This is a genomic window from Streptomyces sp. CB02009, from assembly GCF_001905825.1.
Lineage (GTDB): Bacteria > Actinomycetota > Actinomycetes > Streptomycetales > Streptomycetaceae > Streptomyces.
Genome location: NZ_LIVV01000010.1, coordinates 232,080 through 255,362, shown reverse-complemented (window position 1 = coordinate 255,362; position 23,283 = coordinate 232,080). Strand labels below are relative to the sequence as shown.

The following is a 23,283-nucleotide window of genomic DNA, read 5'->3' as shown; positions in this document are numbered from 1 at the left end:
CCAGGGGCTTCCGGGCGTCAGAGACTTCCGGGCTCCGGGCTCCGGGCTCCGGGCTCCGGGCTCCCGGCTCCGGGCTCCGGGCTCCGGGCTTCAGAGGCTGATGTGGTACGCCTTGCGCAGGGTCTCGTGCACCGTCCAGGTCGTCCGGTCCCCCTCGCGCAGCACACAGGCGTCGCCGGGCCCGATCTCCAGGGTGTCCCCGCCCTCGACGGCGACGGTCGCCCGGCCGGAGACCACCACGAAGAGCTCGTTGGCCTCGGTGTCGGTGACGACGCCGGGCGTGATCTGCCAGATGCCCCGCAGCTGCTTGCCGTCCGCGGACTCCCACAGCACCTTGCCCGTCACCTCGGGCGTGCCGGAGACGATCTGGGCGGGGTCGAGGGGCTCCGCCTCGAGCTCCGCGTCGGGGATGTGCACGGCGAAGGAGGGCTGGTCATGTGTCGTCATGGGCGGTGACTGTAGCGGGGGCCCGGGCCCGCTCCGAGGCCGGGACCGGCTGGACGGAATCGCTCCGCTTCGCCTCCCACCAGGCGCGATGCCCGGAACCCGACGCGGCGACGAAATCCGCACGAGCCCTTCGGCGCAGCGCCGGACGGGTGGCGCGGCCACCCCGGACGACCCCGCCGGGCGTCCGGTGACGGAATCCGAAGGCGGCCCCGCGGGGTGGCCGGAGCTCGCCACCGAGGTTTGCCGGGCCCGTGGTCGCGCCAGGAATGGGACATGTCCACACAGGTGTCCGAAGAGGTACACGAGGCGCTCCGCGAGGGACGTCCCGTCGTCGCGCTGGAATCGACGATCATCGCCCACGGCCTGCCGCGCCCGCGGAACCTGGCGGTGGCCCTGGAGCTGGAGGAACTGGTGCGGGCCGGCGGCGCCGTCCCCGCCACGATCGCCGTGGTCGACGGCACGGCCAGGATCGGCCTGGACCGGGCGGCCCTGACGCGGATCGCCGAGGACCCGGCGGTACGGAAGCTGGGGCACCGCGACCTCGCCCCGGCCCTGGCGACCGGGGTGACCGGGGCGACGACGGTGTCGGCGACGGCCTGGCTCGCGGACTCCGCCGGCATACGGGTGTTCGCGACCGGAGGCCTCGGCGGCGTCCACCGCGAGTGGGCCGACACCCAGGACGAGTCCGCCGACCTGCGGCTGCTCGCCCGTGTCGGCACCACCGTGGTGTGCGCCGGGGTCAAGTCGATCCTCGACGTGCCCGCGACGCTCCAGCGCCTGGAGACACTCGGCGTGACCGTCGTCGGGTACGGAACGGACCGCTTCCCCGGCTTCTACCTCGCCTCGTCGGGCGAGCCGGTCGACTGGACCCTGCGGAGCCCGGAGGCGGTGGCCGGGGTGATACGGGCCCAGGACCGGCTCGGCGGGCCCCGGGCGGCGCTGATCGTGGCCAACCCGGTGCCGGTGGCGGAGCAGTTGGATCCCGCCTTGCACGACCGGGTGCTCGCGGGCGGACTGGCGGCGGCGAAGGAGAAGGGGATCACCGGGCAGGCGGTGACGCCGTTCCTCCTCGAATACCTGACGGTGCACACGGAAGGGGCGTCCCTGGAGGCCAACCTGGCGGCGGTACGGGGCAATGTGCGGCTCGCGGCGAGCATCGCGACGGCGTACGGCGCGGGGACGGGCGACGGGGAACCGGGCGGCGCGGGGACGGGCGGCGCGGGGACGGGCGGCGCGGCACCGGCACCGGGCGCCGAGTCCGGTGCCGGTGCCGGGTCCTCGCGCGGCTCCGGGTCCGGGTCCGCGCCGGGCGTGGGCGGCCGGTGAGCCGGGCGGCGGGTGCGCTGCTCGTCGTCGGGGACGTGGTCACGGACGTCGTCGCCCGGTACCGGACCCCGCTGGCGCCCGCGACCGACACGGCCGCGGAGATACGGACCCTGCCGGGCGGCGCCGGGGCCAACGCGGCCTGCTGGGCGGCGCGTTCCGGGTGCGCCGACGTGCGCGTCCTCGGCCGGGTGGGGACGGACGCGGCCGACTGGCACGAGCGGGCGCTGCGGCGCGCGGGCGTGCGTCCGCTGCTCGTCCGTGACGCGGAGGCGGCGACGGCCAGCGTGATCGCGCTCGTGGACGCCTCGGCCGAGCGCACCTTCCTCACCGACAGCGGCGCCGCCCTGCGGCTCTCCCCCGGCGACTGGTCGGCCGGCCTGCTCGACGGTGTGGCCCGGCTGCATCTCTCCGGCTATCTGTTCTTCGCCGCGCCGAGCCGCGGGACGGCCCGGCTGGCGCTGCGGGACGCGCGGGAGGCGGGGGTGCCGGTGAGCGTGGATCCGGCGTCGGCGGGGTTCCTGGCGGAGCTCGGGGCGGACCGGTTCCTGGCGGCGGCCGACGGCGCGGATGTCCTGCTGCCCAACGCCGACGAGGCCCGGTCGCTCACCGGGCACGACGAACCGGAGCGGGCGGCGGCCGAGTTGAGCCGCCGGTTCCCGCTGGTCGTGGTCACCCTCGGGCGGGCGGGCGCGCTGGTCGCAGAGAACGGATCGGTGACCGCGCGGGTGACGGCTCCCACGGTCGGGCCGGTGGACTCGACGGGCGCGGGCGACGCGTTCACCGGGGCCTTCCTGGCGGCCCGGCTCGCGGGCGCGGACCCCGCGAAGGCGGCCGACGCGGGCTGCCGCGCGGGCGCGGAGGCGGTCACGGTGGTCGGCGGCAGACCGCCGACGGGGCCACCGGGCGGCTGACCCGGGGAGGACCACGGAGCCACAGCCGCGCCGGGGCCCCGCGGACAGGCCCTAGGGGGCTGGTTACCCCTCGGACAGGCCTGAGGGGGCTGGATACCCCTCGGACAGACCTAGGGGGCTGGATACCTCCTGGACAGGTCCAGGGGGGCACGGCACCCCTACGTTCCGTCCGCCCCTCGCCCGCCGGACGGGCCCTGGCCGCCGAACCCCGTCCAGGCCGGGTGGCGCGGGTCGTCCGCGCGGACGACCACGTCCGCCGCGTCGCCGGGACCGACCTCCGTCTCGTACCGGGCGAAGGCCGGCAGCGTCCAGGCCTCCTCGGTGCGCCGGGCGAGGGCGGCGGCCGAGAGCCGCAGATGCACGGTCAGGTCGAAGGGGAACCAGTGGCCGAGCAGGAACGGCCCGTGCAGGACGAGCACCCCGCCGGGCGGCAGCGTCACGTACGGGCTGCGGGTCGCACGGTCCTTCACCGGGTCCCAGAGGTCGGGCAGCACCCGCCCGGTGCCGCCGGACTCCAGCGGCCCGAAGACCTCGCGCCACAGCGCCCCGTTGTCGGTCCACCCGTCGTAGTACGCATCGGGGTCCTGCTTCCCGTACTCGTACCTCAACGACGCCGGCCGCAGGAAGCCGCCGGTCCCCGCGACGAGGACGGAGCGTCCACGCGTCCGCAGGGCCTCGGCGAGCTGGTGGGCGAACTCGCCGCCGGGCGCGGCGGGCGGCCCGTCGACGGCGACCTTGAGCCAACTGCTCCCGTCAGACGGCTCGGCGCCGTCGAGCCGTCGGGCCAGCGCCTCCGCCAGCCGTTCCCAGGTGATCGCCTCGTATCGCATCCCGCTCATCCTGCCCGCAGATCCCCCTGACGTGCACCGGCCGACACCCCCGGCATTACGGTGACCGGGCCGGGCGAGGACCGCGCGGCCGGAAGCCCGGAAGAGAGGACCCGTTCCCCATGAGTCGGCGTCAGCAGCCCCTGCCCTACGAGACCACGGAGGCGGCATCGCCCTTCGGCCTCGGGTTGCACCATGTACAGCTCGCCCTGCCGCCGGGCGACGAGGAGGTGTGCCGCCGATTCTATGTGGACGTGCTGGGCATGACCGAGATCCGGAAGCCTCCGGTGCTCGCGGCCCGCGGCGGCCTGTGGGTCCGCTCGGACGCGCTGGAGATCCATCTGGGGGTCGAGGAGGACTTCCGCCCGTCCCGCAAGGGGCACCCGGGCATCCTGGTCGCCGACATCGACGGCCTGGCCGAGCGGCTGACCGCCCGGGGCGTCGAGGTGACGTGGGACGGAAACTTCCCCGGACACCGGCGCTTCTACATCACCGACTGCCACGAGAACCGGCTCGAGTTCCTCTCCCCCGCACACTGACCTCGCGCGCTCACACCGCGCTTGACCTTGTCACTGGCGTCACTGTTTCACCATCGGCTTCATGGACACCACCACAGCCAGCAGGGTCGTCGTCGTCACCGGTGCGGGCACCGGCATCGGCCGGGCCGCCGCCCGCGCCTTCGCACAGCAGGGGGCGCGCGTCCTCGCCGTCGGCCGCAGGTCCGAGCCGCTGCGGGAGACCGCCGAGGGCCACCCCGGCATCCACCCGTACGTCGCCGACGTCACGGCGGAGGGCGCGGCCGAGGAGATCGTCCGCGCCGCCGTGTCCGGTCACGACCGTCTCGACGTGCTCGTCAACAACGCCGGGATCTCCCTCGGCGGCCCGCTCGGCACCCTCGACCGCTCCGTGATCACCCCGCTCCTCGAGACCAACCTCGTCGCCCCGGTCCTGCTGACCCAGGCCGCCCTCCCCTCGCTCCGGGAGTCGCGGGGCGTCGTGGTGAACGTGACGACGACGATCGGCCAGCGCGGCTGGCCGGCCAACTCCGTCTATCCGGCGACCAAGAGCGCCCTGGAGACGCTGACCCGCTGCTGGGCGGTGGAGCTCGCGCCCGACGGTGTGCGGGTGGTGGCGGTCGCCCCCGGTCCGGTCGAGACCCCGATCGCGGACCACATGGGCCTCTCCCCCGACCGGTTGAAGGCCTTGCGGGCCTGGCAGCTCGCGCACGTTCCGCTGGGCCGGATCGGCCGCCCCGAGGAGGTCGCCTGGGCGATCACCTCGCTCGCGGCGCCGGACGCCTCCTTCCTGACCGGCACCGTCCTGCCCGTCGACGGGGGTGCGCTGGTCGCGTGATAGGAGTGGTCGAGGAGGTGGCGTCCTTGCGCATCGGTGAACTGGCCCGGCGGACGGGGGTGTCGCCGCGCGCGCTGCGCCACTACGAGGCGGCGGGCCTGATCGCGTCGACCCGCGCGGCCAACGGATACCGGGTGTACGGCGAGGACGCCGTGACGCGCGTGTCGAACATCCGGCACCTCCTGGACGCCGGCCTCACCCTGGACGACGTGTCCGCGTTCCGTTCCTGCCTGGACGGCGACATGCCCTCGGTCCCGCCGTCCGCCCGCGGCCTGGAGATCGCCCGCGAGCGACTGGCCGTGCTCGACGCCCGGATCGCCGCGCAGACCGAGGCCCGGAACCGGCTGGCACGAAGCCTGGACGCGGTGTCGGACCGGGGCTGACGCGACGCCCGCCACGGACCCGACGGGCACCCGGGGACGACCGATCCCCCGGTCCGGCTACGACCGGGCCGCCCGTACGGGCCGCTCCAGCGCCGCGCGCCCCGTCTCGATCGCCTCGGCGAGCGTCGACTCCCCGCCCGCGAGGGCCCGGCACGTCGCCACGTCGGTCCGCAGCCGGGCGTCGGGCGCCTCGGGCGTACCACCGCCGTACGCCCCGTCCCCGTACGACACCGCCCCGTCGCCCTCGACCCGTACGAAGAACTCGCCCTCGTCCAGGGTGACCTGGACGACGCCGGGGCCCAGCTCGGCGAGTGTCCCGAGGAGCGGGATCGCGTACCAGTGGGCGCGGACGGCGTCGGTGGGCCGCGGTTCGCCCAGGTCGGGCGCCCCCCAGGCGGCGAGGGTGCGCAGCACGGGCAGCAGGTCGCGGCCGCGCGGGGTGAGCTCGTACACGAACGCCGAGGCGGGCGGCGGGAGTCGGCGGCGGGTGACCAGCTCGGCGCCCTCCATGTCCTTGAGGCGGCCGGCGAGCATGTCGGTGCTGACGCCCGGGAGGTCGGCGTGGAGGTCGGTGTAGCGGCGCGGCCCGGCGAGGAGTTCGCGGACGACGAGCAGGGTCCAGCGGTCGCCGACGAGGTCGAGGGCGCGCGCGGCGGCGCAGTGCTGGTCGTAGCTGCGGCGGCGTGGCTGACGTGGCATGCGACGCAGTCTAGACATGTTGTTGGACTTTCCAAGCTCGAACTTGGTAAAACCAAGCAACACTGATTCCGGGGACTTGGGGAGGTCGGACATGGAGTTCCGGCAGTCGAGCAAGCTGAGCGAGGTCTGCTACGAGATCCGGGGCCCGGTCATCGAGCACGCCAACGCGCTGGAGGAGGCGGGCCACAGCGTCCTGCGCCTCAACACCGGCAACCCGGCGCTCTTCGGCTTCGAGGCGCCCGAGGAGATCGTCCAGGACATGATCCGGATGCTCCCCAAGGCCCACGGCTACACCGACTCGCGCGGCATCCTCTCCGCCCGCCGCGCCGTCGCCCAGCGCTACCAGTCCATGGGCCTGCCGGACGTGGACGTCGACGACGTCTACCTCGGCAACGGCGTGTCCGAGCTGATCTCGATGGCCGTCCAGGCCCTCCTCGAAGACGGCGACGAGGTCCTCGTACCGGCCCCGGACTACCCGCTGTGGACGGCGGTGACCACGCTCGCGGGCGGCAGGCCCGTGCACTACCTGTGCGACGAGTCCGCCGACTGGTACCCGGACCTCGACGACATGGCGTCGAAGATCACCGACCGCACCAGGGCCATCGTCGTCATCAACCCCAACAACCCCACGGGCGCCGTCTACCCGAAGGAGATCCTGGAGGGCATCTTCGCGCTCGCCAGGCGCCACGGCCTGATGGTTCTCGCCGACGAGATCTACGACCAGATCGTCTACGACGACGCCGTCCACCACCCGGCCGCCTCCCTCGCCCCCGACCTGGTCGTCCTCACCTTCGGCGGCCTCTCCAAGACGTACCGGGTGGCGGGCTTCCGCTCCGGCTGGCTGGTCGTCACCGGCCCGAAGGAGCACGCCAGGAACTATCTGGAGGGCCTCACCATGCTGGCCTCCATGCGGCTCTGCCCCAACGCCCCCGCGCAGTACGCCATCCAGGCCGCGCTCGGCGGCCGGCAGTCCATCCACGAGCTGACCGCTCCGGGCGGCAGGCTGCGCGAACAGCGCGACCGGGCCTGGGAGAAGCTCAACGAGATCCCCGGCGTCTCCTGCGTGAAGCCCAAGGGAGCGCTGTACGCCTTCCCGCGCCTCGACCCCGCCGTGCACCAGATCCACGACGACGAGAAGTTCGTCCTCGACCTGCTGCTGCGGGAGAAGATCCAGGTCGTCCAGGGCACCGGCTTCAACTGGCCGCGCCCGGACCACTTCCGCATCCTGACGCTGCCCCACGCCGACGACCTCGACGCCGCGATCAGCCGCATCGGCCGGTTTCTGAGCGGCTACCGGCAGTGACGTGACACCCCCTCGACTGTCATGATCTGAAGGCCCGAAGATCCTTCGGGCCGATGACAGGACGACAGGACGGGAGGGGGCGCCCGGTCATGGATGTGGCGCTGATAGCGGTGGCGGGAACCCTGTTGGGCGTCATCGCCACCCACTGGTTCCAGGGGCGGGCCACCGAGCGCACCGCCTCGCTGGCCCGGACCGAACAGCTCCGCCAGGAGCGGATCGCGACCTACAGCGCCTACGCGGGCGCGGTCGTCGACTACCGGCACAGCCAGAACGACCGCTGGTTCCGGGCGGCCGAGGATCCGGGCTCGGAGGAGGCGGAGGAGTCCCGGCACGCCTCCTACCGGCAGCGGACCGCCGCCCGGCAGGCCCTGTTCCGGGTGCAGTTGGTGTGCGACGACCCCCACGTCCGCCGGCTGGCCGAGGCCGCCTTCGAGGAGACGCACTGCATGCACGAGGCACGGGGCGAGTCGGAGCGCGCCCGGCTCTCGGCCGAGGCGAAGGAAGCACTCGCCGAGTTCATCGCCGCGGCCGCGCCCGGCGTGCGCTGAACGGGGCCCGGACATGGACCTCGTCGCACCCGTGGTCGTCGAGCCGCTCAAGCGGCGCCGCTGCTCGGAATGCCGGCAGGGGCCCCTCGAGCGGATGATCGTCGAGTTCAACGCCCCCGTGTGCCTCGACTGCGCCGACCTCGGGCATCTCGTCTTCCTGCGGCGGGGCGACACGGCGCTCACCCGCCGGGCCCGTGAGGGCAGCGCGCTCTGGGCCGTGGTCGTACGGCACAACCGGCGCCGCACCCGGTACGAGCGCCAGGGCCTGCTCGTCGAGGAGGCGGCGCTCGCCGAGGCGGAACGGTCCTGCCTGGCGGACGCGGAGGCCCGGGCCAGGCGCCGGGCGCGGGACGCCGTACGGCGCGCGGCGCTCGACGTGGAGATCACCGAGGTCCTCCGGGCGGAGATCCTGCGGCTCTTCCCGTCCATCCCGCCGGACCGGGCCGCGGAGGTCGCCGTCCACGCCTCGGTGAAGGGCAGTGGCCGGGTGGGGCGCACGGCGGCGGGCCGCTCCCTCGACCGCGGCGCCGTCACGGCCGCGGTGCGCGCCTCCGTACGCCATCTCGACACGCCGTACGACACCTTGCTCATGCAGGGTGTTCCCCGGCATCAGGCCCGGACGAGGGTGGCGCCCGCCATCGAGGCGGTGCTCCGGGCCTGGCACGGCGGCGGGAACGCCGACGGCCGGGGGCGGCGCGGCTGACAGCTCGGGTGTCGGCCCGCGTCGGCCCGGCCGTCGGAGCGGAACCGTCAGGCCTGGTCCCCGGCACGGCGGGCGCGACGGTACAGCAGGGCTCCGCCGAGCAGCAGCGCGGCACTGGCGGCGCCGGCGTACCCGATGCTGTCGGAACCGGTGGAGGCCAGCGCGACGTTGCTCGTCTCGCCCTGCGGAGCGGGGAGCGGGACGGGCTTCGCCGTCTCGGTCTCGGTCTCCGGCTGCGGAACCGGCACGTTCCGAACGGGGGTCTGCGGGCGCGGCGTCGGCGTCTCGACCGGCGGCGTGGGCTTCGAGGGGCCGTTGACCGACGTGTTGCCGAAGACCGGGTTGAGGATGCCCACCACGTTGACCGAGTTGCCGCTGATGTTCACGGGGAGGTCGACCGGCAGCTGGATGCCGTTCCCGGAGAGCACGCCGGGAGAGCCCGCGACGTGGGTCTCGGCCGTGGACCCGCCGCCGTTGGCGGAACCGCCGTCGGAGGAACCGCCGCTGTGCGAACCGCCCGCCTGCTCTCCGCCGCGCGGGGTACCGGGGATGTCCTTGTGGGTACGGCCGCCGCCCTCCGAGCCGTAGCCGTCGGGCTCCTTCTCGGCGGAGCGGTTGGCACAGCCGTTGCCGAAGGCCGGGTTGAGCAGGCCGACGACGCTGACCGTGTTGCCGCAGACGTTGACCGGCACGTGCACCGGCAGCTGAACCGTGTTGCCGGAGCCGACGCCCGGCGAACCGACCGCGGCGCCCTGCGCGCCGGAGTCGGCGTGCGCGGCGCCGGCCGAGAGGGCGATCGCCCCACCCGTGACCAACAGTGTGGCCAGACCACTTCGGCGAATCTGCCTCATGGCTTCCTGCCTTCCGGAGGTGTGCGGGCAAGTGCCCGTACCGGAATCAACGCGACAAACGCACGTGCCGGATCCTGCCGTTGACGGGTTTCACTCCATCGAGTGGGCCCCGTTCGAGTGTGGGTCAGCGCCCCAGAAGATCGGTGAGGGCGCCGACCGGGTCGTGGTCGGGGGCGCCGCGCGGCCACCAGTCCTCGCGGCCGGCATCCGACTCGTAGCCGTACCAGAGGCCGTCCCGGCCGAGGCGGAGCTGGAGGGAGTCGGTGGAGAGCCGGTTGCGCCAGGGGCGGAAGGCGGGGAAGTCGGCGGCGATCAGGGCGGGTCTGGCCCGGTCGAAGGGACCCGCCGGCGGATCCCACGGATCTTCCAGTACGGCGAGACCGGCGGCGCCGCCCTGCCGCCAGGCGGCGACGGCGCGGGCGAGGTCGGTGGGGGTGCGGTCCAGCGCGTACGCCAGGTCCCGGTAGAGGGCGCGGGTGGAGGCGGTGAGACCGGAACCGGGGTGCGCGGCGGCCAGCCGGACGGCGTCCTGCCACGGCGTGAGCGCGGCGACCGGATCGTGTCCGGTGGTGAGGAACGCGTGGGCGCGGACGGCGGCTTCGGAGGCCAGGAGGTCGAGGGCGAGCGGGTCGGGGGCGTAGGGGTCGGGGGGGAACACGGCCGGGCGGCCGGGCCGGTCCGGGGCCGGCAGCGGAGGGGGCAGCGGCAGCCCGGACCGCTCCGCCGCGGCGAACACCGCGCGGGCGGGGACGGTGGGCATCGGGGGTGCGGCGGCGGTCGTCTCGGCGGCGGACAGGGCGGCGTTGCGCCGGGTCAGCTCGGCGAGCAGTTCCTGCTCCCCGCGGCCGCGCATCAGGAAGAGGACGAACGGGTCCTCGTCGAGGAGGCGGGCGGCCTGGTAGCAGAGGGCGGCTGCGTGCTTGCAGGGGTAACCGTCGTCCGGGCAGGAGCAGTCGGGGACGAGGTCGCCCGGTGCGGGCAGCAGTCCGGTGACCGCCTCCAGGGCGTGCGGCACGTCCTTGTCGAGCAGGGCGGCGATGTGGTCGGGGCGTGCGGTCGCCTCGTCGAGGAACCGCTCCCAGCCGTCGTCGCCGAGGGTCCGCATCCTGATCTCGGTGCGGTACGGGCGGGGCCGGCTGCCGTGCACGTAGGCGACGACCCGGCCGGGCGTGACGGTGATCGCGTCGACATGGCCGCGCCCCGCGTACGCCTTGCCGCGGGCGAGGCGTGCCGGGTCGAGGGCGGTGTCCTCCAGGGCCTCCACCCAGGCGTTGCCCCACCAGGTGGCGGCGAACCGCCCGTCGGGGGCCTCCCGGGGCGCGACCTGCGGGAAGCTGCGCCGGCGGTCGTCGTGGCGGGGCACCGCTCCGCGCGCGCCCCGTGGGGTGGTCACGAGGGCCTCCTCAGGGACACCAGGTCGGCGAGCTCCCGGTCGGTCAGCTCGGTGAGGGCCGCCTCGCCGGATCCGAGGACGGCGTCGGCCAGGGCCCGCTTGGCGCGGAGCATCTCGCCGATCCGGTCCTCGACCGTGCCCTCGGCGACGAGCCGGTGGACCTGCACCGGCTGGGTCTGCCCGATGCGGTAGGCCCGGTCGGTGGCCTGTTCCTCGACGGCCGGGTTCCACCAGCGGTCGTAGTGGACGACGTGGCCGGCCCGGGTGAGGTTGAGGCCGGTGCCCGCGGCCTTGAGGGAGAGCAGGAAGACGGGGACCTCGCCGGCCTGGAAGCGGTCGACCATCCGCTCCCGCTCGGCCACCGGCGTTCCGCCGTGGAGGAGTTGGGCCTGGATGCCGCGCGCGGCCAGATGGTCGGCGAGGAGCCGCGCCATCGCCACGTACTGGGTGAAGACGAGCACCGAGCCGTCCTCGGCGAGGATCGTGTCCAGGAGCTCGTCGAGCAGGGCGAGCTTTCCCGAACGGCCGGCGAGGCGCCCGGTGCCGCTCCCGCGTGGCGCCTCCTCCTTCAGGTACTGCGCGGGGTGGTTGCAGATCTGCTTGAGGGAGGTCAGCAGCTTCATGACGAGACCGCGGCGGGCGATGCCCTCGGCCTCCTCGATCCGCGCCATGGTCTCGCGGACGACCGCCTCGTACAGCGAGGCCTGCTCCCGGGTGAGGGGGACGGGGTGGTCGGACTCCGTCTTCGGCGGCAGCTCGGGGACGATGCCGGGGTCGGACTTGCGGCGGCGCAGCAGGAAGGGCCGGACGAGCCGGGCGAGCCGGGCGACGGCCTCCTCGTGCTCGATCTCCTCGTGGTTCTCGACGGCACGGGCGTGCCGGGAGCGGAAGGCCTTGAGCGGGCCGAGGAGACCGGGTGTGGTCCAGTCGAGGAGCGCCCAGAGCTCGGAGAGGTTGTTCTCCACGGGGGTGCCGGTGAGGGCCACCCGGGCGGGCGCGGGGATCTCGCGCAGCGCCCTCGCGGTCGCGGAGAACGGGTTCTTGACGTGCTGGGCCTCGTCGGCGACGACCATCCCCCACTCCCGCCCGGCCAGTTCGGCCGCGCTCGTCCGCAGGGTGCCGTAGGTGGTGAGGACGAACCCGCCCTCGGCGCCGTCGAGGTCGCGCTCCGCTCCGTGGAAACGCCGGACGGGCACGTCGGGGGCGAACCTCCCCACCTCGCGCTGCCAGTTGCCGAGCAGCGACGCCGGGCAGACGACGAGCGTGGGGGCGCGCCGGGCACGGCGCAGATGGAGGGCGATCAGGGTGACGGTCTTGCCGAGGCCCATGTCGTCGGCGAGGCAGCCGCCGAGGCCGAGCGAGGTCATCAGGTCCAGCCAGGCCAGGCCGCGCAGCTGGTAGTCGCGGAGGGTGGCGGTGAGGCCGGGCGGGGGCTGCACGTCCTCGGGTCCGGCGAGGAGCCGGTCGCGGAGCGCGGCGAGCGCCCCGACGGGGACGGCGGGCACGGTCTCGCCGTCCACCTCGGCGGTGCCGGTGAGGGCGACGGCGAGGGCGTCGACCGGTTCGAGCAGGCCGAGTTCCCGCTTGCGCGCCTTGCGGACGAGGTCGGGGTCGACGACGACCCACTGGTCGCGGAGGCGCACGATCGGCCGGTGGGCCTCGGCGAGGTGGTCCATCTCCCGCTCGGTGAGCGGATCGCCGTCGAGGGCCAGCTGCCAGTTGAACCGCAGGAGTTCCTCGCTGTCGAAGAACGCGGTGCCGTCGGTCGCCGAGCCGGGCGCGGCGAGGCCGGCGCTGACGACGGCGGAGGCGCTGAGGGAGCGGGCGAGCTCGCGCGGCCAGTGGACGGCGACCCCGGCGTCGGCGAGCCGGGCGGCGGCCGGGCCGAGCAGCTCGTACAGCTCGTCCTCGGTGACCGCGAGGACGTCGGGCACGTCCCGCTCCAGGAGCCGGGCCAGCGGAGGCCAGACGCGGGCGGCCCGGCGCAGGGCGAGGACCGCGTCGACCCGGGCGCGGGGCCCGAAGTGCTCGCCGTCGCCGGCCCAGAGGGCCGTGGCGTCGATGACGAGGGTGGGGTCGGCGAGGCTGTGGACCTGGAGGAGCGCGGCGGCCGCGTGGCGCTTCCCGCGCGGGGCCCGGCCGTCGCCGTCGGCGCCCTCGGCTCCGTCGGCTTCTGCTCCGGAGGCGGCGTCGAACAGTTCGTAGGGGGAGAAGTCCAGGCGGAGCGAGACCCGCACGCCCGCGTCCATCCCGGCCGCCGCCTCGGCGGCCCAGGCCCGCGCCCGGGGCAGGTGCTGGGGAGCACGGGCGGCGAACGGCGCGCCCACCGCATGGGCGGCGGCCGGGGTCCTGGGCAGGATGTCGGCGACCGCGTCGAGGAAGGCGCGCACCAGGGCCTCGGGATCGGGCAGGCGCAGCGGCCCCCGCCCGGGAACGGGCACGGCGTGCGCCTCGTACGGCAGGGCCGCGGCGACGGCCCGCAGATGGGCGATGTCGTCGGCGTCCAGCGGGCCGGCCCGCCAGGCGTCCAGATCGTCGGCGGTGAGGCCCGGCAGCATGCGGCCGCGGGCCACCAGGTGCAGGGCGTGCAGGGCGGCGGCGCCCCAGCCGGCGGTCGCGCGATGGGCGGCCGGGTGGTGGCGGGCCGCGACGAGACGGGGCAGCGCCGCGTCGACCGGGAGGCTCAGGGCGGGGACGGACCGGCTCCGGGCACCGCTGCCGTGCCGCCGGGCGACGGTCAGCTCGACGCGCTCCGCGCCGCTGTCCGCCGGGTCCGGCAGCGCACCGCCGTCGGGGGCCCAGAAGGCCACCCGGCCCTCGCGGGGCAGGGCGGCCGGCAGGAAGACGGCGGCGCTGGTCGTCCAGGTGTGTGCCACGGCTCCGCGCTCCTTCCCACCGGTGACGGGTGTCGACTGGATCTCCGACCTTACGGCGGGGGTCTGACAACGGCCGCCAGGCGGGTTCGCCCGAGCGGCCCAGCAGCGGATGACACGGGCCCCCGGGCGCGCGAGGGTGGCGTGAAACCGGGTGCACCGGAGCTGCCGCCGGAACACCGACCCGGACTCCGACAGAAGAGGAACCGACATGTCCGTTCGCCGGCGTCTCACGACCGCCACCGGGGCCGTGCTGCTCACCTTCGCCGTCGCCGGCTGTTCGAGCCTGGGCCGCACCATGGTCGGCACGCTCTCCTACGAGACGGAGCGCGAGGTCGTGGTGACCGTGACGAGCCCCTCGGTGAACGGCTGCCACCGCCTCATCGCCCCGAGCGGGGTGCACCGGGTCGAGAACAACACCCTGGTCGACATCAGGCTGTTCCCGACGCCGAACTGCCAGGGGAAGCACAACATCTACCTCCCCACGAACACCAGCTACCGGGTCGCTCCGGGCGCCCTGCCGTGGCGCAGCTACAGCGTCATCCACTAGCCGGTTCCCTTCGGCCCGCCGCAGGTCCATCCTGGGAAGAGCCCTGCGGGGCTCGGACGGGAGAGGGTGACCGTCATGCGTTCCGGGAACGAGCCGGCGACCGCGCGCAGTCCCCTGCGCATGCGCTTCTGGCTGGGTCTGTGGGGACTGCTCTGGGCCGCCTTCGGCACGACCGTCTTCGCGCTGCTCGGCCGGCCGGGCTGGGCCGCGGCCTGCGGCGTGCTGTTCCTCGTCGTCCTGGTCGACCTGGCGATGGTGGTGCGCCACATCCACCAGGGCCCGCACTGGCAGCCGGGCCGGAACGTCCCGCCGTACGAGCCGGATCACGGCGGGAATCGGCGCTGAGCGCACGCGTCCCGCCGGATCTCCCCTTGCCGGGGCTTCGGGCTCGCCGCGCCCGCGTGCCCGCGCCGGCTTCTCCGCTCGGCCCCTCCGCTCGGCCTCTCAGCCCCTCCGCTCGGCCCCTCCGCCCGTCCTCTGAGCGCCTACTTCTCCGTGTCGAACCCGGCGGCCTGGAGGTATTCGGGCTTCGGGTCCAGCGCGGCCGCGAGGCGGAAGTGCCGGGTCGCCTGGGCGGTCAGGCCCGAGCGCTCGAAGGTGCGGGCGAGGGCGAAGTGCGCGAACGCGTTGTCCGGCTCGCGCTCCAGGACCAGCTCGAACTCCAGCTGCGCGGGTCGCAGCTGCGCGGCGGCGAAGAAGGCGCGGGCCCGCAGCAGGCGCGCCGCCGTGTTCTCGGGATGGGCGGCGATCACCGAGTCCAGGAGCTTCACGGCGCCACGGGGGTCCTTCGCTGCCAGCAGGTGCTCGGCTGCGCGGAAGTCGATGACGTGTGTTTCCGGGTTTCTGTCGGCCACCATGGCATCCTTCCCCTCGATCCGGTGGTTGAACACCGGACCGGGCACCCTCATTCCGCCGAGGCGCGGCGCTCCAGCTCGTCCCAGACCTTCCGCACCTGCGGTTCGAGCGCGTCGAGCGGCCCGTCGTTGTCGATCACGAGGTCCGCGACGTCCAGCCGCTGGGCGCGCGTGGCCTGGGCCGACATCCTGGCGCGGGCCTCGGACTCGGCCATGCCCCTGAGCCGTACGAGCCGGTCGAGCTGGGTCTCCGGGGAGGCGTCCACGACCACGACCAGGTCGTACAGCGGCGCGAGCCCGTTCTCGGTGAGCAGGGGCACGTCGTGGACGACGACGTCTCCGGTGCGCGCCCTGCTCTCCAGTTCCGCCGACCGGGCCCCGACCAGCGGGTGCACGATGGCGTTGAGGGCGGCGAGGCGGTCCGCGTCGGCGAACACGATGGAGCCGAGCTTCGGCCGGTCGAGGGTGCCCTCCGCGGTGAGGACGCCCTCCCCGAAGGCCTCCACGACGGCCGCGAGCCCCGGCGTACCGGGCTCGACGACCTCGCGGGCGATCCGGTCCGCGTCGATCAGCACGGCCCCGTACGAGACGAGCAGCCGTGACACTTCGCTCTTGCCGGCGCCGATCCCGCCGGTCAGGCCCACCTTCAGCATGAGCGGCAGCTTAGGGCCTGCCCGCGACGGGTCAGGAGTCGCCCTCCCGCTCGGCGAGGAAGCGCTCGAACTCGCGGCCCAGCTCGTCCGCCGACGGCAGGTCGACGGGCTCGGCGACGAGGCTGCCGCGGGTCTCCGCGCCGGCCGCCGCGTCGTACTGGTGCTCGAGGCCCTGCACGAGCGCGACCAGCTCCTCGTCGCCCTCGCCGATCTGGCGGTCGATCTCGGTCTGGGTGCGTCGGGCCTCGGTCCGCAGGGCGTGCGCCACCTCGGGGAGGACCAGGCCGGTGGCGGCCGTCACGGCCTCGAGCGCGGTCAGCGCCGCGTCCGGGTACGGGGAGCGGGCGACGTAGTGCGGGACGTGCGCGGCGACACCGAGGGTGTCGTGGCCGGACTCGGTGAGCCGGTACTCGACGAGGGCCTCGGCGCTGCCGGGGACCTGTGCCTCGTCGAAGGGGCTGCGGTGGCCCGGCATGAGGTCGGTACGGCTGCCGTGCGGGGTGAGGCCGACGGGCCGGGTGTGCGGCACGCCCATGGGGATGCCGTGGAAGTTCACGGAGAGTCGCACGCCGAGGCGCTCGATGATCTGCCGGACGGCGGCGGCGAACCGCTCCCACTCGACGTCCGGCTCCGGGCCGGAGAGGACGAGGAAGGGGGCGCCGGTGGCGTCCTGGACGAGGCGGACCTCGATGGACGGCGTCTCGTACGCGGTCCACCGGTCGCGCCGGAAGGTCAGCAGCGGGCGGCGGGCGCGGTAGTCCACGAGCCGGTCGTGGTCGAATCGGGCCACGAGCTGGTGGGGCAGGGTGTCGAGCAGGCCCTCGACGATCTGCTCACCGGTCTCCCCCGCGTCGATGTAGCCGTCGAAGTGGTACAGCATGACCAGCCCGGCCGACTCCTGCGCCAGTGCCAGGTCGACGACAGCCAGGCCCTTGGCGTCCCATTCGTACAAATCCTGGGGATCAAGCACGATTACCGCTCCTCCTCGTGTTCTCTCTGGGAACGTCGCGCGTGGCGACGCCATTCCCGGACGGCGCGATCTTCCGTACGGGCGCGGCCTTCCCGGGGGTGAGGAGCACGGCTTTCGGGGGCTTCGCCCCGGAACATGACCGAGGCCCGCTCCCCCGAAGGGGAACGGGCCTCGGTTCGCTAGCGGCTAGCGCTCAGCGGAGAGCCTGTTCAGCTCTGGCCGCCGGCGAGCTTCTCGCGGAGGGCGGCGAGCGCCTCGTCCGACGCCAGGGCGCCGGAGTTGTCGTCCGACTCCGAGGAGTACGAACCACCCGAGATGCCCGCACCGGCGTTGCCACCGGCGGCCGGGGCGGCAGCGCCCTCGGCAGCGGCGGCCTCGTCGGCCTCGCGGGACTTGATGACCTGAGCCTGGTGCTGCTCGAAACGAGCCTGCGCCTCGGCGTACTGGGTCTCCCAGGCCTCGCGCTGGGTCTCGAAGCCCTCGAGCCAGTCGTTGGTCTCGGGGTCGAAGCCCTCGGGGTAGATGTAGTTGCCCTGGTCGTCGTAGGACGCGGCCATGCCGTACAGGGTCGGGTCGAACTCGACCGAGGCCGGGTCGGCACCGAAGGACTCGTTGGCCTGCTTCAGCGAGAGGCTGATGCGACGACGCTCGAGGTCGATGTCGATGACCTTGACGAAGATCTCGTCGTTGACCTGGACGACCTGCTCCGGGATCTCCACGTGGCGCTCGGCCAGCTCGGAGATGTGGACCAGACCCTCGATGCCCTCGTCCACGCGGACGAACGCACCGAACGGAACCAGCTTGGTGACCTTACCCGGGACGACCTGACCGATCTGGTGGGTCCGGGCGAACTGCTGCCACGGGTCCTCCTGCGTCGCCTTCAGCGACAGGGAGACACGCTCGCGGTCCATGTCCACGTCGAGAACCTCGACGGTGACCTCCTGGCCGACCTCGACAACCTCGGAGGGGTGGTCGATGTGCTTCCAGGACAGCTCGGAGACGTGCACGAGGCCGTCGACGCCACCCAGGTCCACGAAGGCACCGAAGTTGACGATCGAGGACACGACGCCGGAGCGGACCTGACCCTTCTGGAGGGTCGTGAGGAAGGTCTGGCGAACCTCGGACTGGGTCTGCTCGAGCCAGGCGCGGCGGGACAGGACCACGTTGTTGCGGTTCTTGTCCAGCTCGATGATCTTCGCCTCGAGCTCCTTGCCCACGTAGGGCTGGAGGTCGCGGACGCGACGCATCTCGACGAGGGAGGCCGGCAGGAAGCCACGGAGGCCGATGTCGAGGATGAGACCACCCTTGACGACCTCGATGACGGTACCGGTGACGATGCCGTCCTCTTCCTTGATCTTCTCGATGGTGCCCCAGGCGCGCTCGTACTGGGCACGCTTCTTCGAGAGGATCAGGCGGCCTTCCTTGTCCTCCTTCTGGAGAACCAGGGCCTCGATCTCGTCGCCGACCTTGACGACCTCGTTCGGGTCGACGTCGTGCTTGATCGAGAGCTCGCGGCTCGGGATGACACCTTCGGTCTTGTAACCGATGTCGAGCAGGACCTCGTCCCGGTCGACCTTCACGATGACGCCGTCGACGATGTCGCCGTCGTTGAAGTACTTGATCGTCTCGTCGATCGCGGCGAGGAAGGCTTCCTCGTTACCGATGTCGTTGACCGCAACCTGCGGGGTGGTGCTGGTGGCGGTGGTCTCGGTGCTGCTCGTCATGTGGGAAAGGGCTCCGGTTACGGACAGAAAGTCGTAGGTACTGCTACGCCGAGAGCCCGTATCGCACCAAGAAGCCGGACAGCCAATGAGGCCCCACTTCCCGCGGACGGGAGGAGCCTCGAAAACCGAGGGGACATACAACAGGTACGAGCGCGGCCTGCTCCGTCTGAGGCGCGCAGGCCCGCAGCGCAACCTTTAGCATACGGGGGCGGCCGGACAGGGTCAATGCGCGAAGCGCGCACCCGGGGCAGATCTACTCAACTCCGGCACCAACTCGTGTCCTTCCACGCCTCATCGGCGGGATCCGCACACAGCGGCACTGAGCGCAAACTACATCGGCGGGCGAGATGAACCAAGAGTACGAGCACGAAGTCCCCTCCGACTCGGCCGAGGAGGAGGCGGAGGCGACCCGGCGTGACGCGGGGGACGCGGAGAGCAGTCGCGCGAGCCGCGGTTGGTGGGACAGGAACGCCGACGAGTACCAGAGCGACCACGGATCGTTCCTGGGCGACGACCGGTTCGTCTGGGGTCCCGAGGGGCTCGACGAGGCCGAGGCCGGACTCCTCGGTCCGGCCGCCTCCCTGAAGGGCTTCGACGTCCTGGAGATCGGGGCGGGCGCGGCGCAGTGCTCGCGCTGGCTGGCGGCGCAGGGGGCGCGGCCGGTGGCCCTGGACCTCTCGCACCGCCAGCTCCAGCACGCGCTGCGGATCGGCGGGGACGTGCCGCTGGTGGAGGCCGACGCGGGCGACCTGCCCTTCCGGGACGGCTCCTTCGACCTGGCGTGCTCGGCGTACGGCGCGGTGCCGTTCGTCGCGGACCCGGTGAAGGTGTTCCGGGAGGTGCGGCGGGTGCTGCGGCCCGGCGGCCGGTGGGTCTTCTCGGTGACGCACCCGATCCGCTGGGCGTTCCCGGACGAGCCCGGTCCCGAGGGCCTGTCGGTCGCGGCCTCCTATTTCGACCGCACCCCTTATGTGGAGCAGGACGAGCAGGGGCGGGCGGTGTACGTGGAGCACCACCGGACGATCGGCGACCGGGTGCGGGACGTGGTGGCCGGCGGGTTCCGCCTGGTCGACCTGGTCGAGCCGGAGTGGCCGGCGTGGAACAGCCAGGAGTGGGGCGGCTGGTCCCCGCTGCGGGGCAATCTGATCCCGGGCACGGCGATCTTCGTCTGCGAGCGCGCGGAGTAGCGGCCTCCCTTGCCCGCTCCCCCCTCATTAGTCATATGAAGAGGTGGGTCCTGTGGACGACGGGACCCGCCTTCTTCGTCTCGCGTACGAGACTGAGTGCGTGATCCGAAACGACGCTCTCGACCGTCTCCCCGTCCGCCATGCCGTCCCCGAGCTGCTGGCCGCGCTCGACCGGCGCGGTGCGGCCGTGCTGTCCGCGCCTCCCGGCACGGGCAAGACGACGCTGGTGCCGCTGGCGCTCGCGGGTCTCATAGGGGAGGGACCGCGGCGTCGGGTCCTGGTGGCCGAGCCGCGGCGGATGGCGGTCCGGGCGGCGGCCCGGCGGATGGCGTGGCTGCTCGGCGAGGAGGCCGGCGGCACGGTCGGGTTCTCGGTCCGCGGCGAGAGGCGGACCGGCCCCTCGACGCGGGTCGAGGTGGTGACCACGGGCATTCTGCTCCAGCGGCTCCAGCGCGATCCCGAGCTGGCGGGTGTCGACGTGGTGCTGCTCGACGAGTGCCACGAGCGGCACCTGGACGCCGACACGGCGATGGCCTTCCTCGTGGACGTGCGGGCCACGTTGCGGCCGGACCTGAAGCTGATCGCGGCGTCGGCGACGAGCGACGCGGCGGCCTGGGCGGATCTGCTCACGGTCCTGGACGGCGGCGGTCCCGCGCCGGTGGTGCGGAGCAGCGGCGAGGGGCACGGTTGCCGGGTCTTCTTCGAGGCGCCGCCGTCGGGCGTCCGGCCGGCCCACGGCACCTGGGTGGATCCGACGCTGCTCCGGCACGTGGCCGCGACGGTCCGGCTCGCGCTGGAGCGGCACGAGGGGGACGTCCTCTGCTTCCTTCCGGGTACGGGGGAGATCGCGCGGACGGCGGGGATGCTGGCCGGCGTCGGCGCCGAGGTGCTCCAGCTGCACGGGCGGGCGCCGGCGGCGGTGCAGGACGCGGTGCTGCGCGGTACGGAGCCGGGCGGGCCGCGGCGGGTGGTGCTCGCGACCTCGGTGGCGGAGTCGAGTCTGACGGTGCCGGGGGTGCGGATCGTCGTGGACTCGGGTCTGGCCCGTGAGCCGCGGACGGACCACGCCCGCGGTCTCGGCTCGCTGGCGACGGTGACGGTCTCGGAGGCGACGGCGACCCAGCGGGCGGGCCGGGCGGGCCGTGAGGCCTTCGGGTTCGTCTACCGCTGCTGGGCGGAGGCGAGCGACGGGGGCAGGCCGCGCTTCCCTTCACCGGAGATCAGGGTCGCCGATCTGGCGGACTTCGCCCTGCGGGCGGCCTGTTGGGGCGACCCGACGGCGGAGGGCCTCGCACTGCTCGACGCGCCGCCCGCCGGGGCGATGACGGCCGCGCGGTCGGTCCTCGGCTCGATCGGGGCCGTGGACGAGGCCGGGCGGGCCACCGATCGAGGGGTACGGATGTCCCGGCTCGGGCTCCATCCCCGGCTCGGCCGTGCGCTCCTGGACGGTGCGCCGGAGGTCGGGGTGCGGCGGGCGGCGGAGGTGGTGGCGCTGCTCAGCGAGGAACCGCCGCGCGACTACGGGGACGACCTGGCGGCGGCCTGGCGTGCGGCCCGCCGGGGCGCGGACGGGTACGGCGCCCGGTGGAAGGCGGAGGCCCGCCGTCTGGAGCGGTCGGCGGCGGAGGTGGCGGGCGGTGCCTCGGGGGGTTCCGGTGCTTCCGGCGCCTCGGGGGTTTCCGGTGCGCCCGGTGCCTCGGGGGCTTCCGGTGCCCCGGGTGCCTCTGGGGCTTCGGGGCGCCCGGGCGCCGCCGGGGGCTCGGCGGAGCCGGCGGCGGGGGACGACGCGGTGGCCGGTCTGGTGACGGCGCTCGCCTTTCCCGAGCGGGTGGCGAGGGCGCGGGAGCAGGGCGGCTATCTGATGGTGTCGGGGAGCGGGGCCCGGCTCGGTGAGGGGTCCGGGCTGCGGGCCACCCCGTGGCTGGCCGTGGCGGTGGCGGACCGTACGGCGCGGGACGCGACGGCACGGGTGCGGCTGGCGGCGGTGGTGGACGAGGACATGGCGCGGCGGGCGGCCGGGCATCTGCGGTCCACCGGCGAGGAGGTCCGCTGGGAGGACGGCGACGTGGTCGCGCGGTCGGTGGACCGGCTCGGCGCGGTCGAGCTGACGGTCCGGCCGCTGGGGGCGAAGGCGGATCCCGCGCTCCTGCGGGAGGCGCTGCTCGACGGGCTGCGGCGCGAGGGGTCCGGGCTCCTGCGGTGGAGCCGGGAGGCCGGCGAGCTGCGCGCCCGGCTCGCCTTCCTGCACCGGGAGGTGGGGGAACCCTGGCCGGACGTGGCCGACGAGGCGCTGGTCGAGCGGGCCGACGAGTGGCTGGAGCCGGAGCTGTCCCGGGCCGCGCGGCGCGCCGATCTGGGGCGGATCGACGCCGGTGAGGCCCTGCGCCGACTGCTGCCCTGGGCTTCGGGCGAGGCGGGCCGGCTGGGGGAACTGGCGCCCGAGCGGATCGAGGTGCCGAGCGGATCGCGGATCCGGGTCGAGTACGGCGGTGAGCGGCCGGTGCTCGCGGTGAAGCTGCAGGAGATGTTCGGGCTCGCGGAGACGCCCCGGGTGGCGGGGGTCCCGGTGCTCGTCCACCTCCTCTCCCCCGCGGGCCGGCCGGCGGCGGTCACCGCCGACCTGACGTCGTTCTGGCGGGACGGCTACCGGTCCGTGCGGGCGGAGCTGAGAGGGCGGTATCCGAAGCACCCGTGGCCCGAGGACCCCTCCGCCGCGGAGGCGACCCGGTTCACGAGCGTGCGGCTCAGACGGGAGGGGTGAGCGGGGCGGTGGCGGGTTCCGGTGCCGGGCGGCGGGAGCGGGCCTCCAGCCAGAGGGCGAGGGCGAGGAGGAGCAGCGCCAGGAAGGTCAGGGTCCAGGGGGCGTAGAAGACCAGCAGGAGGACCGTGAGGCGGTTGGAGGCGACCATGTCGCCGACGCTGCGGATGTAGTCCTCGCGCATCTTCACATGACCCTCGAAGACGGTGAGGGTGTCGACGCCCATCAGCGCCTTGGCGTTGCGGAGCTCCTCCTTGTGGATCTCCTCGCCGTTGACGGGGGCGCCGGTGACGGGCTCGATCCAGAACATCCGCTTGGTGGTGTACCAGCGGGTGAGTCCGGATTCGGCGATGACCTCCGGGGGGATCTTGACCGGCATCGACTTGGGCATGGGGACCTTGGTCCAGGGGATGGTCTGCTCGAAGTAGTAGACCTCCATGCCCCGGAAGGTGCGGGTGCCCTTGTAGTGGATGGGGGACGAGGTGCGGGTCTGGGCGTCGAAGTACTGGTAGTCCCGCTTCTCGGTGAGGAAGGGCCACTTGAACTCGATGCCCTCGCGCCGGACCGGGTCGCCGTCGACGGATTCGCCGGTGGCGTTCACCGGGTCCTGGGTGTGGGCGTCGAAGATGTACCGCTCGGGGACCTTGGAGACCATCTTGCCGTCGGGGCCCGTGATGTAGGCGAGGGCGTCCCAGACGACGACGTCGCGCCCGGCGTCGCGTTCGATGCGCCGCGACTCCTCCACGTTGCCCTTGAGGGTCTGGATGATCGTGATCTTGTCGACCTTCTCCGCCTTGAGCGTGGAGTAGTTGAGCAGGGTCGCGGGCTGCGCCTCCAGGACGGTCTCCTGGTACTGGTTCGGCGGGATCTTCGCCAGCCGGGGGAAGGCGTACCAGCGCAGGGTCGGAGCCATCGCGGCGCAGAAGACGGCGAGGGCGAGGAGGACGAGGCTGGCTCGGCGGCGCACGGT

23 protein-coding genes are annotated in these 23,283 nt (G+C 73.8%); 12 read left to right on the top strand and 11 right to left on the bottom strand.

Features of this window, described 5'->3' with window-relative positions; genetic code table 11:
• Positions 1–90 precede the first annotated feature (90 nt).
• Positions 91–447 carry a cupin domain-containing protein gene (locus tag AMK27_RS33855; protein ID WP_073917086.1) on the bottom strand — a complete coding sequence of 119 codons (357 nt, stop codon included), beginning with the start codon at positions 445–447 and terminating at the stop codon, positions 91–93.
• Positions 448–720: 273 nt separating this feature from the next.
• On the opposite strand from AMK27_RS33855, the gene AMK27_RS33850 reads away from it, so the two are divergent.
• Entirely contained in the window at positions 721–1,773 is a 1,053-nt protein-coding gene (locus AMK27_RS33850) for a pseudouridine-5'-phosphate glycosidase (RefSeq protein ID WP_241847684.1), read from the top strand.
• Positions 1,770–2,684, top strand: a complete 915-nt coding sequence (locus tag AMK27_RS33845) for a carbohydrate kinase family protein (RefSeq protein WP_073917082.1) — start codon at positions 1,770–1,772, stop codon at positions 2,682–2,684. Before AMK27_RS33850 ends, AMK27_RS33845 begins: the two co-directional genes overlap by 4 nt.
• 158 nt (positions 2,685–2,842) lie before the next feature.
• Here AMK27_RS33845 and AMK27_RS33840 read toward each other — a convergent pair whose 3' ends face one another.
• Positions 2,843–3,514 carry a uridine kinase gene (locus AMK27_RS33840; RefSeq protein ID WP_073917079.1) on the bottom strand — a complete coding sequence of 224 codons (672 nt, stop codon included), beginning with the start codon at positions 3,512–3,514 and terminating at the stop codon, positions 2,843–2,845.
• A 119-nt stretch (positions 3,515–3,633) separates the two neighbouring features.
• On the opposite strand from AMK27_RS33840, the gene AMK27_RS33835 reads away from it, so the two are divergent.
• The 3 genes from AMK27_RS33835 to AMK27_RS33825 all read left to right on the top strand — a co-directional run bounded on the left by AMK27_RS33835 (position 3,634) and on the right by AMK27_RS33825 (position 5,247).
• Positions 3,634–4,050 carry a VOC family protein gene (locus AMK27_RS33835; protein ID WP_073917076.1) on the top strand — a complete coding sequence of 139 codons (417 nt, stop codon included), beginning with the start codon at positions 3,634–3,636 and terminating at the stop codon, positions 4,048–4,050.
• A gap of 61 nt (positions 4,051–4,111) precedes the next feature.
• Positions 4,112–4,864 (top strand): SDR family NAD(P)-dependent oxidoreductase, encoded by a 753-nt coding sequence (locus AMK27_RS33830; protein WP_073917073.1) that lies wholly within the window; start codon positions 4,112–4,114, stop codon positions 4,862–4,864.
• A 26-nt stretch (positions 4,865–4,890) separates the two neighbouring features.
• The gene (locus AMK27_RS33825) at positions 4,891–5,247 is read left to right on the top strand and encodes a MerR family transcriptional regulator (protein ID WP_073917381.1); all 357 of its coding nucleotides are present in this window, start codon (positions 4,891–4,893) and stop codon (positions 5,245–5,247) included.
• A gap of 57 nt (positions 5,248–5,304) precedes the next feature.
• Here AMK27_RS33825 and AMK27_RS33820 read toward each other — a convergent pair whose 3' ends face one another.
• Positions 5,305–5,946: a winged helix-turn-helix transcriptional regulator gene (locus tag AMK27_RS33820; protein ID WP_073917070.1), complete on the bottom strand. Its 642-nt coding sequence runs from the start codon at positions 5,944–5,946 to the stop codon at positions 5,305–5,307.
• Positions 5,947–6,037: 91 nt separating this feature from the next.
• Here AMK27_RS33820 and AMK27_RS33815 point away from each other — a divergent pair, with 91 nt between their 5' ends.
• The 3 genes from AMK27_RS33815 to AMK27_RS33805 all read left to right on the top strand — a co-directional run bounded on the left by AMK27_RS33815 (position 6,038) and on the right by AMK27_RS33805 (position 8,500).
• Entirely contained in the window at positions 6,038–7,249 is a 1,212-nt protein-coding gene (locus AMK27_RS33815; protein ID WP_073917067.1) for a pyridoxal phosphate-dependent aminotransferase, read from the top strand.
• An 89-nt stretch (positions 7,250–7,338) separates the two neighbouring features.
• The gene (locus AMK27_RS33810; RefSeq protein WP_073917064.1) at positions 7,339–7,797 is read left to right on the top strand and encodes a hypothetical protein; all 459 of its coding nucleotides are present in this window, start codon (positions 7,339–7,341) and stop codon (positions 7,795–7,797) included.
• 13 nt (positions 7,798–7,810) lie between these two features.
• Entirely contained in the window at positions 7,811–8,500 is a 690-nt protein-coding gene (locus AMK27_RS33805; RefSeq protein ID WP_073917061.1) for a DUF2293 domain-containing protein, read from the top strand.
• A 47-nt stretch (positions 8,501–8,547) separates the two neighbouring features.
• Here the strand turns inward: AMK27_RS33805 and AMK27_RS33800 are convergent, their stop codons facing one another.
• From AMK27_RS33800 to AMK27_RS33790, 3 genes are all read right to left on the bottom strand, one after another.
• On the bottom strand, positions 8,548–9,351 hold the full coding sequence (locus tag AMK27_RS33800; protein ID WP_073917058.1) for a chaplin: 804 nt from the start codon (positions 9,349–9,351) through the stop codon (positions 8,548–8,550).
• A 124-nt stretch (positions 9,352–9,475) separates the two neighbouring features.
• Positions 9,476–10,744, bottom strand: a complete 1,269-nt coding sequence (locus AMK27_RS33795; protein WP_073917055.1) for an SWIM zinc finger family protein — start codon at positions 10,742–10,744, stop codon at positions 9,476–9,478.
• Entirely contained in the window at positions 10,741–13,620 is a 2,880-nt protein-coding gene (locus AMK27_RS33790) for a DEAD/DEAH box helicase (RefSeq protein WP_073917052.1), read from the bottom strand. Before AMK27_RS33790 ends, AMK27_RS33795 begins: the two co-directional genes overlap by 4 nt.
• Before the next feature lie 208 nt (positions 13,621–13,828).
• Here AMK27_RS33790 and AMK27_RS33785 point away from each other — a divergent pair, with 208 nt between their 5' ends.
• Positions 13,829–14,167: a hypothetical protein gene (locus AMK27_RS33785; protein ID WP_073917049.1), complete on the top strand. Its 339-nt coding sequence runs from the start codon at positions 13,829–13,831 to the stop codon at positions 14,165–14,167.
• A 75-nt stretch (positions 14,168–14,242) separates the two neighbouring features.
• Positions 14,243–14,512 (top strand): DUF6343 family protein, encoded by a 270-nt coding sequence (locus AMK27_RS33780; protein WP_073917380.1) that lies wholly within the window; start codon positions 14,243–14,245, stop codon positions 14,510–14,512.
• 140 nt (positions 14,513–14,652) lie between these two features.
• Here AMK27_RS33780 and AMK27_RS33775 read toward each other — a convergent pair whose 3' ends face one another.
• From AMK27_RS33775 to rpsA, 4 genes are all read right to left on the bottom strand, one after another.
• Entirely contained in the window at positions 14,653–15,021 is a 369-nt protein-coding gene (locus AMK27_RS33775) for a tetratricopeptide repeat protein (RefSeq protein WP_073917378.1), read from the bottom strand.
• 50 nt (positions 15,022–15,071) lie between these two features.
• Positions 15,072–15,674, bottom strand: a complete 603-nt coding sequence (gene coaE / locus AMK27_RS33770) for a dephospho-CoA kinase (protein ID WP_073917046.1) — start codon at positions 15,672–15,674, stop codon at positions 15,072–15,074.
• Positions 15,675–15,705: 31 nt separating this feature from the next.
• Positions 15,706–16,644 carry a PAC2 family protein gene (locus AMK27_RS33765; RefSeq protein WP_073917043.1) on the bottom strand — a complete coding sequence of 313 codons (939 nt, stop codon included), beginning with the start codon at positions 16,642–16,644 and terminating at the stop codon, positions 15,706–15,708.
• A 209-nt stretch (positions 16,645–16,853) separates the two neighbouring features.
• A complete protein-coding gene (gene rpsA, locus AMK27_RS33760) occupies positions 16,854–18,368 on the bottom strand; it encodes a 30S ribosomal protein S1 (RefSeq protein ID WP_030325237.1) in 1,515 nt (504 codons plus the stop codon).
• Positions 18,369–18,715: 347 nt separating this feature from the next.
• On the opposite strand from rpsA, the gene AMK27_RS33755 reads away from it, so the two are divergent.
• A complete protein-coding gene (locus AMK27_RS33755; RefSeq protein WP_073917040.1) occupies positions 18,716–19,555 on the top strand; it encodes a class I SAM-dependent methyltransferase in 840 nt (279 codons plus the stop codon).
• A 100-nt stretch (positions 19,556–19,655) separates the two neighbouring features.
• A complete protein-coding gene (locus AMK27_RS33750) occupies positions 19,656–22,316 on the top strand; it encodes an ATP-dependent RNA helicase (RefSeq protein WP_073917377.1) in 2,661 nt (886 codons plus the stop codon).
• Here AMK27_RS33750 and AMK27_RS33745 read toward each other — a convergent pair.
• Positions 22,300–23,280: a DUF3068 domain-containing protein gene (locus AMK27_RS33745; RefSeq protein WP_073917036.1), complete on the bottom strand. Its 981-nt coding sequence runs from the start codon at positions 23,278–23,280 to the stop codon at positions 22,300–22,302. The two genes, AMK27_RS33750 and AMK27_RS33745, sit on opposite strands and share 17 nt — an antisense overlap.
• Positions 23,281–23,283: the final 3 nt, after the last annotated feature.